The 15,600-nt window shown below is 40.4% G+C and carries 11 protein-coding genes; 5 read left to right on the top strand and 6 right to left on the bottom strand.

All coding sequences use genetic code 11. From position 1 onward, the window contains the following. Window positions 1–91 precede the first annotated feature (91 nt). Window positions 92–1,255, bottom strand: coding sequence for an ATP-binding protein (locus MTBBW1_RS16485; RefSeq protein ID WP_080804970.1), 1,164 nt, complete (start codon window positions 1,253–1,255; stop codon window positions 92–94). A gap of 283 nt (window positions 1,256–1,538) precedes the next feature. On the opposite strand from MTBBW1_RS16485, the gene MTBBW1_RS16480 reads away from it, so the two are divergent. Continuing rightward, complete coding sequence (locus tag MTBBW1_RS16480; RefSeq protein WP_080804968.1) at window positions 1,539–3,026, top strand: TIGR01777 family oxidoreductase; 1,488 nt, start codon at window positions 1,539–1,541, stop codon at window positions 3,024–3,026. A 252-nt stretch (window positions 3,027–3,278) separates the two neighbouring features. Here the strand turns inward: MTBBW1_RS16480 and MTBBW1_RS16475 are convergent, their stop codons facing one another. From MTBBW1_RS16475 to MTBBW1_RS16465, 3 genes are all read right to left on the bottom strand, one after another. Beyond that, window positions 3,279–3,863 (bottom strand): Uma2 family endonuclease, encoded by a 585-nt coding sequence (locus MTBBW1_RS16475; RefSeq protein WP_080804966.1) that lies wholly within the window; start codon window positions 3,861–3,863, stop codon window positions 3,279–3,281. Window positions 3,864–4,088: 225 nt separating this feature from the next. Beyond that, window positions 4,089–4,826, bottom strand: a complete 738-nt coding sequence (locus MTBBW1_RS16470; protein WP_080804964.1) for an MjaI family restriction endonuclease — start codon at window positions 4,824–4,826, stop codon at window positions 4,089–4,091. After that, window positions 4,826–6,124 (bottom strand): DNA methyltransferase, encoded by a 1,299-nt coding sequence (locus MTBBW1_RS16465; RefSeq protein WP_222424081.1) that lies wholly within the window; start codon window positions 6,122–6,124, stop codon window positions 4,826–4,828. Before MTBBW1_RS16465 ends, MTBBW1_RS16470 begins: the two co-directional genes overlap by 1 nt. A 575-nt stretch (window positions 6,125–6,699) precedes the next feature. Between MTBBW1_RS16465 and MTBBW1_RS16460 the strand changes: the two genes are divergently transcribed. Both MTBBW1_RS16460 and MTBBW1_RS16455 read left to right on the top strand, forming a co-directional pair. Continuing rightward, complete coding sequence (locus MTBBW1_RS16460; RefSeq protein WP_080804962.1) at window positions 6,700–7,296, top strand: TetR/AcrR family transcriptional regulator; 597 nt, start codon at window positions 6,700–6,702, stop codon at window positions 7,294–7,296. After that, complete coding sequence (locus MTBBW1_RS16455) at window positions 7,293–9,662, top strand: acetate--CoA ligase family protein (RefSeq protein WP_245809433.1); 2,370 nt, start codon at window positions 7,293–7,295, stop codon at window positions 9,660–9,662. Before MTBBW1_RS16460 ends, MTBBW1_RS16455 begins: the two co-directional genes overlap by 4 nt. 279 nt (window positions 9,663–9,941) lie before the next feature. Here the strand turns inward: MTBBW1_RS16455 and MTBBW1_RS16450 are convergent, their stop codons facing one another. Continuing rightward, window positions 9,942–11,555: an ATP-binding protein gene (locus tag MTBBW1_RS16450; RefSeq protein WP_080804961.1), complete on the bottom strand. Its 1,614-nt coding sequence runs from the start codon at window positions 11,553–11,555 to the stop codon at window positions 9,942–9,944. 67 nt (window positions 11,556–11,622) lie between these two features. Next, complete coding sequence (locus MTBBW1_RS16445) at window positions 11,623–12,336, bottom strand: GntR family transcriptional regulator (RefSeq protein WP_139786791.1); 714 nt, start codon at window positions 12,334–12,336, stop codon at window positions 11,623–11,625. 425 nt (window positions 12,337–12,761) lie between these two features. On the opposite strand from MTBBW1_RS16445, the gene MTBBW1_RS16440 reads away from it, so the two are divergent. Both MTBBW1_RS16440 and MTBBW1_RS16435 read left to right on the top strand, forming a co-directional pair. Beyond that, window positions 12,762–14,213: a trimethylamine methyltransferase family protein gene (locus MTBBW1_RS16440; protein WP_080804957.1), complete on the top strand. Its 1,452-nt coding sequence runs from the start codon at window positions 12,762–12,764 to the stop codon at window positions 14,211–14,213. A gap of 28 nt (window positions 14,214–14,241) precedes the next feature. Further along, window positions 14,242–15,492, top strand: a complete 1,251-nt coding sequence (locus tag MTBBW1_RS16435) for a trans-sulfuration enzyme family protein (RefSeq protein ID WP_080804955.1) — start codon at window positions 14,242–14,244, stop codon at window positions 15,490–15,492. The last annotated feature ends 108 nt before the right edge of the window (window positions 15,493–15,600 follow it).

Genomic DNA, 15,600 nt, shown 5'->3' with positions numbered 1-15,600 from the left:
ATTTTACACTTTTTTTGAAAGATTCCCGCCATTCAGAGTTTTCTCTACGAAAAGTGTAAATTGGGAAATGATGCATGCCCATTACTGTTTTCTATTTTAATATTGCTGTTTTGCCTTTTTTCACTACACCCTTCAAAAGTTTAAGAGCAACCCTTGTCTTTCCAAATGCCTTTTTCCCATCCATAATCTCCCTGTGAAGCTCATTTCTGTCAATGGGTGGCTCTGTCAGCAAAGATTTTTTCACAAGGGTTATGGCTTTTCCCGGACATGTTGGTACACAGACCCCGCACCCCATGCAAATATCAAGGTCAATAAATGCTTTGGGCTCCTTGCTCTCTGAGAATGAAATTGCCCCAACCTGACACCTTTTGGCACACACACCGCAGCCATTACACTTGACGGCATCAACAGATGCATAAAAATTTGACTCTCTGAACTCCATGGGAAGGGGAAGTTTCTGATGAAGAGTAAGCATGCCGCAGCAGCACCCGCAGCAGGAGCATAAAAACTCAAGTGTACGTGTGTTGGATGGCTGAAGAACAAGCCCATCTTTCTGATTTTTTTCAATTATGCTAAAAGCCTCTTTTCTTGTTATCTCACGTCCAAATTCTCCGGCAATGCAGGTTGCAGCGATTTGTCCCACAGCAAGACAGGTCTCTTTTCTATCAGTTATTTTGCACGGCTCTCCCTCCATCTCCTTTTTTTTACGGCATATACACGGCACAATAACAAAGGGACCTTCTGCCTGTTCAAGGAGCAATGATATCTCATCGAATGTGCTTACATTTTGAGTTGGCAAAATACTTTTGTTAATGGGAATGGTACGCATCTGGGGGCGGGCTGTGGCAAGAAAAGCAAGACCAAAGTTGATCTCTCCTGTGTAATCATCAAAATCCTTAAGGAATTCAGGGCTCATCCTCTCCATCTGCATCTCATAAAATCCCACAACAAGAGGTGCATTGCAGTAGTGTTTTTTCCCCTCTTTCAGGATTGATTCTATTCCACCTTTTTTCTGGATCCTGTCAAGGGCCTTTTCCAGCAGCGCAGGAGATTTAATTAGATGCTCTGCCCGCTGGAAAATATCATCAATAGGTTCAAACTTATGACTAAGGCAGCAGGCAATCATGGCCTCTTCTGGTGTAAAAATATGTTTAAGAAGACGAATATCTGCACCGGAGACAGAAGCAGGAAATCCAATCGGATGGCTGTCAAGGTGTTTTTGAAGTGATCTGTATGCAAAATATTTTTTTCTCATTTTATCTCCGTTGAGCTTATTACTACTTTGTCAGATTATCTTTTTTTGCAGTCTGAATCAGGATAAACAGGATGCAAAGGATGTTCAGGATACTTAATCCTGCCTTATCCTGTTCATCCAGGGTATCCATTTGTTTACCTCAAAATACTATGGCCGGTTGAAGCGGAAAGAAGTTAATAGTGACCAGCATTTAATATTTTATCCAAAAATTCTTGATCTTCTAATGACAAATCCATTATCATTTCTATTTTTAACCATAACAATAGGGAATCATTGACTTGATATGACAGATAAAAACTTTACCTTCACTTCCACCTCTCCGGATTCTGTGGAAACCATGTTTTCCTGGCATGAAAACCCTGGTGCCCTTGAGCGCCTGACACCTCCATGGATGGTTCTTAGCGATATCCGGAAAAAAGGCGGTATAGAAAAAGGTGCAACAGTTAAAATGAATATGGCTCCGGCTGCAATGCCGTTTCCATTATCAATACCCATGGCGGCAGAGCATCTTGCCTATGAAAAAAACCGTTTTTTCAGGGACAAACTCACAAGAGGGCCATTTAAAAAATGGGAACACTCTCATTTTTTTACACCATGCGGCAACAATCTTTCCCGACTCAAGGACAGTGTAAACTACACTCTACCACTTCATATACCGAAAAAATGGCATCATCTTGCTGAAAATGAGCTGAATCGGCTTTTCAGTTACCGTCACAGGATAATGCTTGCCGACCTTGAGCGCCACAGAAATTTTAAAAATCACCAGAAACAACCGCTCACAATTCTCATATCAGGCGCAAGCGGCCCTGTGGGCAATGCCCTTATACCCTTTTTGACAACCGGAGGACACAGGGTTATAAAGCTTGTCAGAAAAAAACCTGAAAACAGGGATGAAATCCAGTGGAACCCATACATGGGCGAGCTTGATCTTAAGATACCATCACCTGAAAATCCTTATGAAAAAAGCAGAAGTAAAAAAACTGACAGAGAAACCACAGACAATAAAGCAACAAACATTGACAAAATCGACGTTGTTATAAATCTTAACGGATACCATATTGGTTCCGGCAGATGGACAAAAAAAACAAAGGATATTATCGTAAAAAGCAGAAACCTTTCCACATCTCTTATTTCGGAACGCATCAGGCAATTGCCGATTGAAAAGCGTCCTGAATTGTTTATATCTGCATCAGCAACAGGATTTTATGGAGATTGCGGAGATTCCTGCGTTAATGAAAACAGTTGCTGCGGCGAACTTTTTATTTCTAAGGTGTGCGATGAGTGGGAATCATGTGCAAAAGGAACTGAAGATGCAGGAATACGCACAGTTTTTGCCAGAATGGGAGTGGTGCTCACACCGGCAGGAGGAGCACTTGAGAGACTTCTGCCAGGATTTCTCATGGGTCTTGGTGCAAAAATTGGTACAGGAAATCAGTATATGAGCTGGATAAGCATGGACGACCTTGTATATTCCCTGTATCACATAATGTATAAAAAAAATATCAGAGGAGCTGTAAACCTTGTCTGCCCATCCCCTGTCACAAATGCTGAATTTACCCAGGTTCTTGGAAAAGTGCTTTCTCGCAAGGCTCCCTTTACACTGCCGGAATCTCTCATAACTTTGCTGTGGGGAAAGATGGGGGAAGAGGTTCTCCTTGCAAGCACAAGGGCGCTTCCTGATGAGCTTTTGGACTCTGGCTTCAGATTCAGTTATCCTGAGCTTGAAGAGGCATTAAGACATATGCTTGGCAGGTTCAGGCCACATGTATGACTCAGTGCATCTTCAAGTTTAAAATGTAGGGTGACTTTTCACGTATTACAAAGTTAGATGTATTTTTCACCCGAAAATCAAACCTTGAAAGAACAGAACACTCAGGTTCAAATTGCTAAAAAGCTTCAAACTACCAAGTCTGGGATATCTAAAAATCACCAAGTCTGGGGTATCTAAAAATCACCAAGTCTGGGGTATCTAAAAAACATCAAATCCGGGGGGGGCTAAAAAACCGCTTTTTTGCCATCATTTTTATTTTTTAAAGGATACCCATCTGTAAATATCAGACAACAAAAGCTCACAACCAATAGACTCTATTTTTATACTTTGTTTCAAATCATCGTATGATGTCATATTCCATGAACCATCCTTTTTCCTTAGAAATTTTTCAACCTGACAATTACTTTGCGACACAAGAAGATATTCTTTCAGTGAAGGCATTAATCTATAATGTGTAAATTTTTGACCCCTGTCATATGCCTCTGTTGAGTCTGAAAGGATCTCTATTATAACAACGGGATTCAGGATGGTTTCAACACCCTTTACCATTTCAAGTTCAATCGCACCGCAAACAACTGAAATATCAGGGTATGTGTATTTGTCTATCTTTTCAACCTTGACCCTCATATCGCTTGCAAAAACCCTGCAATTCCCATCCAGCAATTGATTACCCAAAATACGGTTTATATTATGGTTAAGTTGATTATGGTCAAGACTTGCCCCTGTCATGGCAAAAATTTCACCATCAAAATATTCATGCCTGATTTCTGAATTTTTATCAAATTCAAGGTACTCTTCCGGCATCATTGGGATATTTTCCTGTGGCTGGGCATTCATGATTGTTCCTCTGGTTTTTTTATGACTTGTGAGGCGTAAGTTATCTACCAGGCCACCACATGGTCTGTTTTAAAAATTCTAACAGCACTTCAAATGGTATCAAATAATAGTGATCTTATTTCTTAATTTTTATCTCAAAAAAAGTTTCCATCATACAGAGGGGGATAGTGAAAGATAACCCTTGAATTTTGATAATAATATAAAATAAGTTACTATTTTATATTATTATGATGGTTTGACCCCTGAACTGCCTTGAACCTTTAATCTTTCAATTTCAGCTTTTATTTCGTCGATAACTTCTTTATTTTTAATAACTTTTTTATCGCCCGTCCGCATTGAGAAAATTACAAATACTTTTCCACCATATTTCTCTTCAAAATTTTGAAAACTTGCACTCATTCTTTCCGTTATCTTGTAGTTTTCAAAGTTTGCATTGGCAGTAATTGGCTTTATTTGTATCCCGAAAGCTTTATCTCCTACTTTGCCAAGATAATCAATATCACCGGCGTGGTCTAATATAGGGTCGCTCTCTTCAAATTCGATTTCTGGAAATATTTTTGCAAGTCCGTCATTAATAACAGATTTTTCAAGCAAAAAACCGTCATATGTTCGGACTATCGTAACGTCATAGATGTAATCTTTACAATCCTGTAATGTTAAGTCTTCAAATGCTGCTGTCCATTCAGGAATAACCACTTCAGTAATTTTTGAATACAACCTTTCACCAAGTTCCTCTAATGTGGCTTTAGTTATTTTAGTTTTGTCTTTTTTCTTGGTATAAGCTTTTTCAAAATAAAATTCTTCCCACTCTTCAAGTGCTTTGGGTTGGCATTCTCTTATTAGTGACATGACAGCGTCAACTTTATTTGGTCTGGTGAGTTGATAGGTATTACTCGTATAATTTAAAACTCTTTCTTTTTTGCCGAACTGTTTTGCATATTTCTTAATCTCTTTCTTCGCCATTACACAATGTCCTTGAAGTAATTAATAAATTTTTGCTTATTCTTATAATTAAAAGACAAATCAACTTCTACAAGGCCGTTCTTTATCAGGTGAGCATTTAAAAAAGTTTTGTTTTTTAAATATAAATAAACCATTAAATTGTTATTTTCGTCATGTTTAATTTCATCATATTTAAGAAAAACCTTTTGACCTTTTGTTTTGAGTTTCAAAAACTCTATAGCTTTTCCGTTTTCTTGTTTTTTTTCTTTGATTCCAATAAGCCTAATAAGTAAATCGTTATTCAATTTAATTAATTCAGGGCTAATTATTTCTTTTACTGAATAATATTCTTCTCTCTGTGATGAACCATTGTTGTCTATTTTTGATCCGAAATGTAATTTTTTAGGATCAGTTTTTTTATCAAATTTATGAAAATCTTTAAATACATACGGCAACTGATCTATTTTGCTTTTGAAGTCAGTATTGCTAATTTCTTGTTTAACAAAGCTATAACTAGTATCAAAAATGCTTATCTGATTTACACATAATTTCCTTTTTATGTATGGTATGAAGTCACGATTTATCTCATACCCGACAGAATTTCTGTTCAAATTCCTTGCAGCAAGGGAGGTTGTTCCACTACCTAGAAAAGGGTCGAGAACTATATCTCCGACAAAAGAAAACATTTTAATAAGTCTTTTAGGTAACTCTTCAGGGAACATTGCCATATGTCCGTCTTGCTTAGTTCCGCCAAAATTCCAATGGCCAGAAAAATATTCTTTCCATTCTTCCTTTGTCATCTTTGATTGTTCTTTTAACTCTTTATTCGGTTTTACAGGTGTGCCAAGTTTTTTAAATAACAAGATAAATTCATAATCAATAGATAGAATACCATTTCTAGGTGTGGGGTAACTGCCCATTAATGAAGCTCCACCAGTTGTATTTGACGTAGTCTTTTTCTGCCAAATTATGGCTCCCATGTAATCAAATCCGATGGCTTCGCAAAACTTGATAATTTCTGTCCGAATAGGTATTACCTTATACCTTCCGTAATATACAGCCCTCGCAAATTGATCGCCAATATTGACACATAAACGACATCCGTTACTAAGAACTCGATAGCATTCTTGCCAGACAATATTTAAATTATTAATATACTCTTCATAGGTGTCGTTATATCCGATTTGATTTTGAGTTCCGTAATCTTTTAACTGCCAATACGGCGGTGAAGTGATAACCAGATGGACAGACTTGTCTTTAAGTTCAGTCATTTGTCGGCTGTCACCATTTATGATTTTATGTCTCGTTCTATAACTCATTTCATATCCTTGATGTTGTATTCAAACACAGATACATAAAAGTCTTTATATATCAGTTTGTTATGGAGACTTTGCAATAAAATGTTTTTTTTGGTTGGAGTGACCGTAAAAGAAATTGATCATACAAATACAAAAAAGACAAACAAAAGTCGTAATCAAATGACTCTACCAAATTGCTCATAGGCAATCAACCTTGATTTCCAAATCGTGAACAATTGCAACCCATTATAATTGCCCGATCCCAGTTCACTATTACATGATTGTAGTGACCACCCGCCATGTAGGTTATCTGGAATATTTTAGAATTTTCCTCTTGACATTGCCAGCAAGGTGAGTAAATATTACTTACCTGCATCAAAATTCAGCAAAGCACCATGGCAAGACACAGCATCAAGCCTCGACAGAGGTGTTATGTTACTGAATCAAAAAATGTCCTATTAAAAATAACAAAAGAAAATTTTGCGATGCAAAGCAAAAATATATCCCCAAAATAGTATTAAACGGGCATGATTGATTACGTATCAATCACCCCCAAATATAAAAATGATAGTCATTTTCACGGTAAAGGAGAATGGATGAATTCCCAGAATAAAAAAGGATTTCCCCCTGGACGGATAAAAATCATGAATGCCCTTTCAGAGCTTATGAGAGAGAAAGATTTTCACTCCATAACCACAGCAGAAATTGCATCAACCGCAGGTGTTACAGAGGGGCTTATCTATAAATATTTCAAAGATAAAAAAGACCTTTTATATCAGGTACTTGATGGGCATTTCCATGAATTTCATGACCATATAGTCAAAATGATAGCGCCATGCTCTTCTGCAATTGAAAAATTATCCATCATCATACGAACTACATTGAAAAGCTATGCCGCTAACAGAGTATTTGCCAAAATTCTACTGTTAGAGGTGAGAAACTCTCCCAACTACTTTGAAAGCGATGCCTACAACATGGTCAGAATATATTCAGGGACAATACTTGAGATCATAAATCAGGGGATGGCATCAGGAGAGCTGAAGCCCGACATAAACCCCTTTGCCCTTCGCCAGGTGATCCTTGGCTCCATTGAACACGCATGTCTTGGAGAGGTAATTTTTGGAAAAACACTTAATACAGAGACGGTCTCTGACCACATCTGCAACATCATATTTCAGGGAGTACAGCCATGACCCATTCAAAAACCACGGTCACTTCGATAAATAAGGCAGAAGCCAGCGCTATTAAATCTGAGGGCTCAATAAATAACAGAGAAAAAAACGATCTTCCATTTGATGATTCAAAAAATAACGCAGAAAAAAAACCTCTTCCATTTGTAAACTCAATAAATAACACAGATCTCAACATGCGTGCATTTGAGGAGCGATTTCTGTCAGGAAAATACCAGGGAGCGCTTTGTGAAGATGAATCAAAGAGTATTCTTGGCCACTTTGGAGTACCGGTTGTAACAGAGAGACGAATATCAATCAAAAGCGATAACCTTGCAGAAGAAGTTCAAAATGCAGCCTTAGCAACAGGCTTTCCTGTGGTTGCCAAGGGAGTGGGAAGCAAACTTGCCCATAAAAGTGATATTGGTGTTGTAAAGACAGATATCGCAACTTCTGAAGCCCTTTTAAAAGCTGTTTCCGAAATAACACTTAATGGCGGAGAAAAAGTTGAAGGGATACTTATCCAACCCATGATCAGGGGCAAAAGGGAGTTTGTGGCTGGAATGTTTAAAGATCCGCAGTTTGGCCCTGTCATAATGTTCGGTCTTGGCGGAATATACACAGAGGCTTTAAAGGACGTTGCATTCAGACTTGCCCCATTAACCTCCGTTGATATTGAAGAGATGGTTGAAGAGCTTTCTGCAAAAACTCTTCTTAATAATTTTCGGGGAGAAAAAGCAGCAGACAAAGAGCAGATCAGCTCTGTCCTTTCTGCATTGTCAGCAATGGCAATAAAATACCCGCAAATAAAGGAAATTGACATAAATCCGTTGATTGTAACGCCTGAAGGTGATCTTGTGGCTGTGGATGCCCTTATTGTAACAGGGGATACCGAAACAAGGATAAACAATCGCCCCCATGTAGATAAAATTCAACTTGCATCTCTTTTTTACCCAAAAAAAGTAGCATTTATAGGTGCTTCAGGAACCCTTGGAAAATGGGGACACATGCTCACCACAAATGCCCTGAGCGGAAAATTCAAGGGAAATATCTACCTTGTCAATCCCAAAGGCGGAACCATTGTTGGACAGAAAGTATATACATCAATTGAGAAGATTGAAGAGGATATTGATCTTGCTGTTGTGACACTGCCTGCACATATGGTAATGGAGCAGATTCCCATGCTGCAAAGAAAAAAGGCCAAGGGAATGCTTCTTATCACTTCAGGTTTCAGCGAAACAGGTAAAGAGGGAATGGAACTTGAACAGAAAATTGTTCAGGCTGCTGGCAAGGCAGGTATAATTGTACTTGGCCCCAATACAATGGGCATATGCAACCCCCATATTGATTTTGCATGCAGCGGAGCACATGTGCATCCTCTACCGGGTTCAACAGCCCTTGTGTGCCAATCCGGCAACATGGGAACACAGCTTCTGGCATTTGCCGAGCAGCAGGGTATTGGCATAAGGGGATTTGCAGGTTCCGGCAACGAGGCCATGGTCACCATTGAGGACTACATGGAGATGTTTGAGCTGGACAACAAAACAAAATCTGTGGTTCTTTACATCGAAAGCGTTAAGGATGGCAGGCGATTCTTTGAAAGTGCCACAAGGGTATCAAAGAAAAAGCCTGTCATTGTATTGAGCGGAGGCAGAACAGATATTGGCAACAAGGCAGCATCAAGCCATACAGGAGCTCTTGCTTCCAACGCAAAGGTTACAGCATCAGCGTTTCGTCAGGCCGGCATCATTGAGGTATCCCACCCCATGGATCTTCTGGATCTCTCCACAGTCTTTTCTTCTCTTCCCCTTCCCCGTGGCAACAGAGTTGCAATCATGACCCTTGGCGGCGGATGGGGCGTTGTTACTGCTGACCTGTGCGCAGAGAACGGCCTTGAAGTGCCTGATCTTTCAAAAGAGATCATAGAGCGCCTCAATCCCATGCTTCCTGACTACTGGAGCCATGCCAACCCCGTTGATATTGTGGGTGAAAACGACCCAAATATACCAAGGGTATCCCTTGAAGAGCTTTTAAAATGGGATGGATGCGATGCAGTTATCCATCTTGGCATCCACGGAAAACGAATCTTTGTGGAGAAAATGGTGGATTCCATATCAAAGGTTGACCCTGAACATACAAAAGCAAGCCTTCAGCCCATGAAGGAGTTTCTGATTCAACTGGAAAACGATTATGTGGAACATGTTATCCGTCTTACAGAAAAGTACGACAAGCCTGTTCTGGGTGTAAGCCTTCTTACGGACAGCACCACAAAGAGCCTCTACAGAACAGATGGCTGCCGCTATGACGGTGTATTTTTTCCATCCCCTGAAAGAGCTGTAAAAGCCCTTGCCGGCATGTGCCGGTACAGCAGATGGAAAGAGAGTCATTAAAATTATACTCAAAATAGACACCTTATTGCTTTTTGAGCAGTTATTGAATTTGTCTGAATCAGGATAACCAGGATTTAAAGGATGCTCAGGATAAATAATCCTGCCTTATCCTGTTAATCCTGCTAATCCTGCTAATCCTGTTAACCCTGTTAATCCTGTTAATCCTGGATATCTTGTTAATCATAGATATCCTGATTCAGATAATGTTGACAAGGCTCAAAAGATCATAGGTGTCAGCTTTGAGAATTCAAATGATAGATTATTGTCACTATTGAAAAATCACAACAGCTCATGTTTCCAGTCTGATATATTACGTTCTTTATTGTCAAAGTTAATGCCCATCAAATAGATAGCTTTCCCCTTCCCCAAAAACTGATGGGCATAATTTTTATCCCTGATCTGCCTGATTGCTTCAGAACTGCTCTGATTGCACTTAAACTCCAGTATATAAACCATATCCGTGAACTCAACGACCATGTCAATCCTGCCTTTGCATGTTAACACTTCGCTTTGTGCTCTAATTCCGGATGCAGAGACCATAAGATAAAATATGGTATGGAAATATGCCTCATCCCTTTTGCTTTCAAGGATATTGGGAATGGATGCATAGATTGCTTTCATGGTCTCAATGAAATTGTCAAGCTCTCCGAGTTCAAGATATTCACAAAGAAGAGCAAACCTTGAAGCTTCACGGAAATGCTCAGTATAGGTATAAAAGAGATTTTCAAGAAAAGCGGTTTTTACTTCCTGATTTGGATAGTCAAAGGTGTATAACATTCCCCTGATATCTTTTATTGTAATGTAACCTGCCTGAAAAAGGATTGCCTCGAGGTGAAGAGTTTCAAGGTCATATGCACTGAAAAGAGAGATAGTTGCACTCATTTTTTCAATTTCAGGGATATACCACCTTTTCTCCTTGATAAGATTTATCAGAAAAGAGGGGGTTCCGCTTGCAAACCAGTAAGGTTTTAAAGCCTGTTCACCAAATGCCCGAAGAACTGAAAAAGGGTTATATACTTTTATATCTTTTTCTGAAAAACGATAGCCGTTGTAATATTGCTTCATTCTCAAAAGCAGTTCACAGGGTGATATAGATAACTCATGGGCAAAAGAATCTATGTGGGAGGAAAAGCACTCTTTAAGCTCCGTGTCTGTGTAGCCCGTCATCTCTGCATATTTTTGATGCATTGTAAGGTCTGTGAGGTTGTTAAGCTCTGAAAATATGGATACCTGGCTGAATTTGGATACCCCTGTAATGAATACAAAACGGGTTACAGGAGAAATTTTTACGCCTTTTATTACTCCAAAAAAATCCTTTAAAATATCCCGATTTCTCTTTGCAAGCAAAAGAGCATCATCCCCCTTTCCAAGGTGATCAATAAGTGGTTTGTCATACTCATCAATCAAAAAAACAACCGGCATCCCGGTTTTTTGATTTAATGAGAGTATAAGCTCCTTAAACTTGCCCTTGATAAAGGATCGTTTAAGCTCAATATCATAACTACTTGCAATCTCAATTAAATGTTCTTCAATGCTCTGTATAAGAATTTCTGGAGTTTCGTGACTTATTTCATTAAAATCAAGGGTTATGACAGGATGCTTTTTCCAATCCCATGTAATATTCTGATTATTATTTTCAAGCCATAGCCCTTCAAATAGCTTTTTTTTACCCTCAAAAAGACATTTAAGGGTGGAGATCATCAGGGATTTTCCAAATCTTCTTGGGCGGGATAAAAAGTAGTATTTGCCATCGTTGACCATATTGTAAATATATCTTGTCTTATCTACATAAATATCCCCATTGAGCCTTATGTTTTCAAATGATGAGTTGCCTGTGGGCAAAGTTGGAAGATTGTTCATGGATAAACCCTTTACCGTGAAAATGACTCTCATTTTTATATCCAGGGATGATTAATAAGCAATCATCCCTGTTTACCGTGAAATTGGAAACATAAAAAAATCACTGTTCACTGCTACCCCCGCCAAGATGCCAGAATGCAGCCTCCTCATGCATAACACGTTCCATTATTGCTATCCTGGTTTCAGTCAGCTCCTGCATAAGAGCCTTTTTTGCCCCATCCACATCGTGGGCTTCAAGTCTTTCAATAAGGGGTTCATGGAGCTGCTGAAGTTCGTGCCCTGCATGGCGGATAACCATGAACCTTCCAAGCCTGTCCAGAAGCCTTGAAAGTGATATTACAAGCTCACTGTTTTCCGATGCTTCAGCCACCATGCAGTGAAAATTTCTGTTTTCATCTGTATATCTGGTGTAGGAAGAGTCATCTTCTCCTGTATAGCCTGCATGTACTGCCCTTAAGCCATTAATCTGCTCTTCCGAAATTTTCATGGCAGCTCTCTCAACAGCGGCAAGCTCAAGAATCTCCCGCAGATCCAGCATATCACGAAGCTCTTTGAGAGTAATTTTTGCCACAAAATATCCGGAACGTGGTTTAATCGTAACAAGAGCCTCCTGGTTCAGCATCTGCAAGGCATCTCTTACAGGTGTTACACTGGTGCCGAATTCAGACTTCAAGGAATCAATTGCCAGTCTTTCCCCTGGCTTTTTTATGCCATTGAGGATTTGACTTCTTAATATGGTATAAATATCTTTCTTTGCCGTTCCGCCTCTGTTTGCTGTCCGGCCTTCAAGGGTCTGGGGCATCTGTTGTTTCACTCCTCCTTTTTTTTATGACTCTATGCAATTTTTGACCTACTCAAAAGGGCATATGTAGAATTTGGGTAAATAATGGTAGAAGCACTACCACCTGAAGGCGTTAATATCAACAGGTAATTATTATTTAACCAATCAATTGACTTTTGATAGATTAATATGTATAGGCTAATCATATTAAAAAGAATTATTGATATATCAGTTTGCAATATAAAAAATCACTATTTAACTTTACTCAAAATCGACATCTTATGGCTTTTTCGGTAGTTTTTGCATTTGTCTGAATCAGGATAACCAGGATATACAGGATGTTCAGGATAGTATCCTGCCTTATCCTGTTAATCATGGGCATCCTGGTTCAGACATTATTGATAAGGTTAAAAAGATTACAGGTGTAGAATTTGGGAATTTAACATGGAGCCAAAAAAATGATATCAAGCCACGGACAGAGTATGACAAGTGCCCATTATGCCAGAATGGGAGAAAATGAGTGCAGACAGATTCACATGGGAACCCTTGAAATCCTTGAAAGAACAGGAGTAGATGTCCACCATGAAAAGGCAAGGGAGATCCTTGCAGCAGCAGGAGCATCAGTTGACGGCATCAGGGTTAGAATTCCGGAATACATGGTCACCCGGGCACTTGCCCAGGCACCTGAGCGCCTTACTCTCTATAATCGCAACAAAAAACCTGCCATCCGCGCCTGGGGTTACAACACATACTACGGAGGGGGTTCGGACTGCCTAAATATCCTTGATCACAGCACAGGAGAGAGAAGGCTGCCTCTTCTTTCCGATGTTGTGGAGGCTGCAAAGGTTATGGATTCCCTTCCGGAAATTGATTTTGTCATGTCACTTTTTCTTCCCAATGATGTTGACCAGAGCATATATGACCGCTACCAGATGGAGGTTATGCTCAACCACACCACAAAACCAATTGTCTTTGTTACGCCTGATTTTGAAGGATGCGTTGCAGCAGTTGAGATGTGCGAAGCAGTTGCTGGCGGAGAAGAGAATTTCAGAAGACATCCATTTGCCACATGCTACATTAATGTTACATCAGGTCTTATTGCCAATGAAGAAGCTCTTCAAAAATGTATCTATCTTGCAGAAAAAGGGTTGCCCCAGCTATGGATTCCCCTTAATGCCGGCGGTGTAAATTCCCCTGCAACCACAGCAGGATGCATGGCCAACATGAATGCAGGTATAATGCTTGGAGTGGTTCTCTCCCAGCTTGTACGCCCAGGTTCTCCCATTGCCATGCCAGGATGGAACGGCGGCCCCTACAATCTTCAGACCATGGTTGGAAACTATGTCCTTGCTGACGAGCAGGGTGTTCCCACAACCATGGGCAGATACTACAATCTGCCTGTTTTCGGCCTTGGCGGTTCAACCGACTCCAAGGTACTTGACCAGCAGGCAGGAATCGAAATGACCATAAGCCTTATGACAGCACTTATGCATGGAGCCAACATTGTCCATGATGTGGGATTCATGGAGTCAGGTCTTCAGGGCTCTCTACAGCTTCAGGTAATGGCAAACGAAACTATTGGTTTTCTGAGAGCTGCCACAAGGGGAGTAACAGTTGATGAGGAGACCCTTGCCCTTGATGTCACAGATGAAATGGGGCCTTCTGGCACATATCTGCAACATCCTCACACCATCAGGCACTATAAGGAACCTTTCTACTCAAAGCTATTTGACAAGAGCGGATATTCCCAGTGGGAGAAAAAGGGAAGCCTTACAATGGGAGAAAAAGCTGCCAAAGTGGTGGATGATATCCTTGCAGCCTACAAGCCAAAACCACTTCCGGAAGATGTCCAGCAGAAGATAAAGGCAATTGTAAAGCGTGAGCAGGAGTGGATTGATTCAAAAAGATAGAGCCAGATAAAAATGGAGACAATACAAAATGAAAGATTACGATAAACATTTCTTTTTAAGGGATCACTGGACATATGACCCCTCAAAACCCCGTGCAGTAAGGGAAAATGTCACCACAGGATTTGACACAAGGGCGCTCCATGCAGGATTTCATCCTTTGAAAAACAAGGATGATTTTCCTTCGTTTGTTCCGCCCATTGTCCAGTCCATAACCTTTCCATACGAGACCTTTGACAAGATCCCCTGCCCTGTTTACGGCAGAACCAGAACACCCACCAACACTGTCCTTGAAGAACGCCTTGCAGCCCTTGAAGGTGGTGAAGCATGTGTCACATCAGGCTCCGGTTCCCAGTCACTTTTCAACCTTATTTTCACCATGATAGAACCAGGGGATAATGTTGTCACATCCCTTAATATCTTTGGAGAGGGTTACAAACAGGCATCAAGCATCTTTCCACGAAAGTGCAATGTAAGCTTCAGGTTTGTGAAAAACCCTGAAGATCCAGAATCATGGGCAGACGAAATTGACGAAAAAACCCGACTTGTGTGGATAGAGACCCCAAGCAATCCATGTCTTTTTGTCACAGATATCAAAGCAGTATGCGATGTCGCCCACAAAAAGGGTGTGCCTGTAATGGTGGACAACACAACAGCAACAGCGGCAATACAGCGTCCAATGGAACTTGGTGCAGATATTGTGCTTCTTTCCATATCCAAATTCATTGCAGGAAACGCCACTGTAATAGGCGGAGCTGTGATAGGCCCAGAACCCCTTGTTGAAGATATCCGCTGGAATACCAACGAATTTTTGGGCTCCATCATACAGCCCATTGAGGCATGGATGACCCTTCAGTACATTGAAACTCTTTCCATGCGCATGGCAAAACACAGCTCAAATGCCCAGATTCTTGCTGAATATCTTAACAAACATCCAAAGGTTGAAAAGGTCAACTACTCCGGCCTTCCTGATCATCCGCAGCATGAGCTTGCATGCCGCCAGATGAACGGTCAGCATGGTGGATTAATGTCATTTGTTGTGGCCAACGGTGTCAAGGGAGCTGCCACTGCCATGAACAGCTTTCAAACCATTGTTCATGCAGTGACCTTTGGGACAAGCCGTTCCATCTGCATGCATCCGCCAACCATTACCCATGAACACATGACACCGGAAGAGCGGGCAATTGCAGGCATTGATGATGGATTGATAAGGTTTTCTGTGGGACTTGAGGATCCACAGGATCTTATTGCGGATCTTGAGCAGGCGCTGGGGAAAATTTAATCCAGAAAAGGGAGAAAAAGGTGGGGAGAGATTTATTTTTATTTTTTGATTTTGCGTGATGCAGTCTGAATCAGGATGCACAGGATATTCAGGATAAATCAGGATTTT

Source organism: Desulfamplus magnetovallimortis, from assembly GCF_900170035.1.
Lineage (GTDB): Bacteria > Desulfobacterota > Desulfobacteria > Desulfobacterales > Desulfobacteraceae > Desulfamplus > Desulfamplus magnetovallimortis.
This window is presented reverse-complemented; position numbering and strand designations above follow the sequence as displayed.

Bases quoted from the DNA above. Each gene is read 5' to 3' on its own strand.
- MTBBW1_RS16485 (WP_080804970.1), bottom strand. From the start codon at position 1,255: ATGAGAAAAAAATATTTTGCATACAGATCACTTCAAAAACACCTTGAC.
- MTBBW1_RS16480 (WP_080804968.1), top strand. From the start codon at position 1,539: ATGACAGATAAAAACTTTACCTTCACTTCCACCTCTCCGGATTCTGTG.
- MTBBW1_RS16435 (WP_080804955.1), top strand. From the start codon at position 14,242: ATGAAAGATTACGATAAACATTTCTTTTTAAGGGATCACTGGACATAT.
- MTBBW1_RS16460 (WP_080804962.1), top strand. From the start codon at position 6,700: ATGAATTCCCAGAATAAAAAAGGATTTCCCCCTGGACGGATAAAAATC.
- MTBBW1_RS16465 (WP_222424081.1), bottom strand. From the start codon at position 6,124: ATGAGTTATAGAACGAGACATAAAATCATAAATGGTGACAGCCGACAA.
- MTBBW1_RS16450 (WP_080804961.1), bottom strand. From the start codon at position 11,555: ATGAGAGTCATTTTCACGGTAAAGGGTTTATCCATGAACAATCTTCCA.
- MTBBW1_RS16470 (WP_080804964.1), bottom strand. From the start codon at position 4,826: ATGGCGAAGAAAGAGATTAAGAAATATGCAAAACAGTTCGGCAAAAAA.
- MTBBW1_RS16440 (WP_080804957.1), top strand. From the start codon at position 12,762: ATGATATCAAGCCACGGACAGAGTATGACAAGTGCCCATTATGCCAGA.
- MTBBW1_RS16475 (WP_080804966.1), bottom strand. From the start codon at position 3,863: ATGAATGCCCAGCCACAGGAAAATATCCCAATGATGCCGGAAGAGTAC.
- MTBBW1_RS16455 (WP_245809433.1), top strand. From the start codon at position 7,293: ATGACCCATTCAAAAACCACGGTCACTTCGATAAATAAGGCAGAAGCC.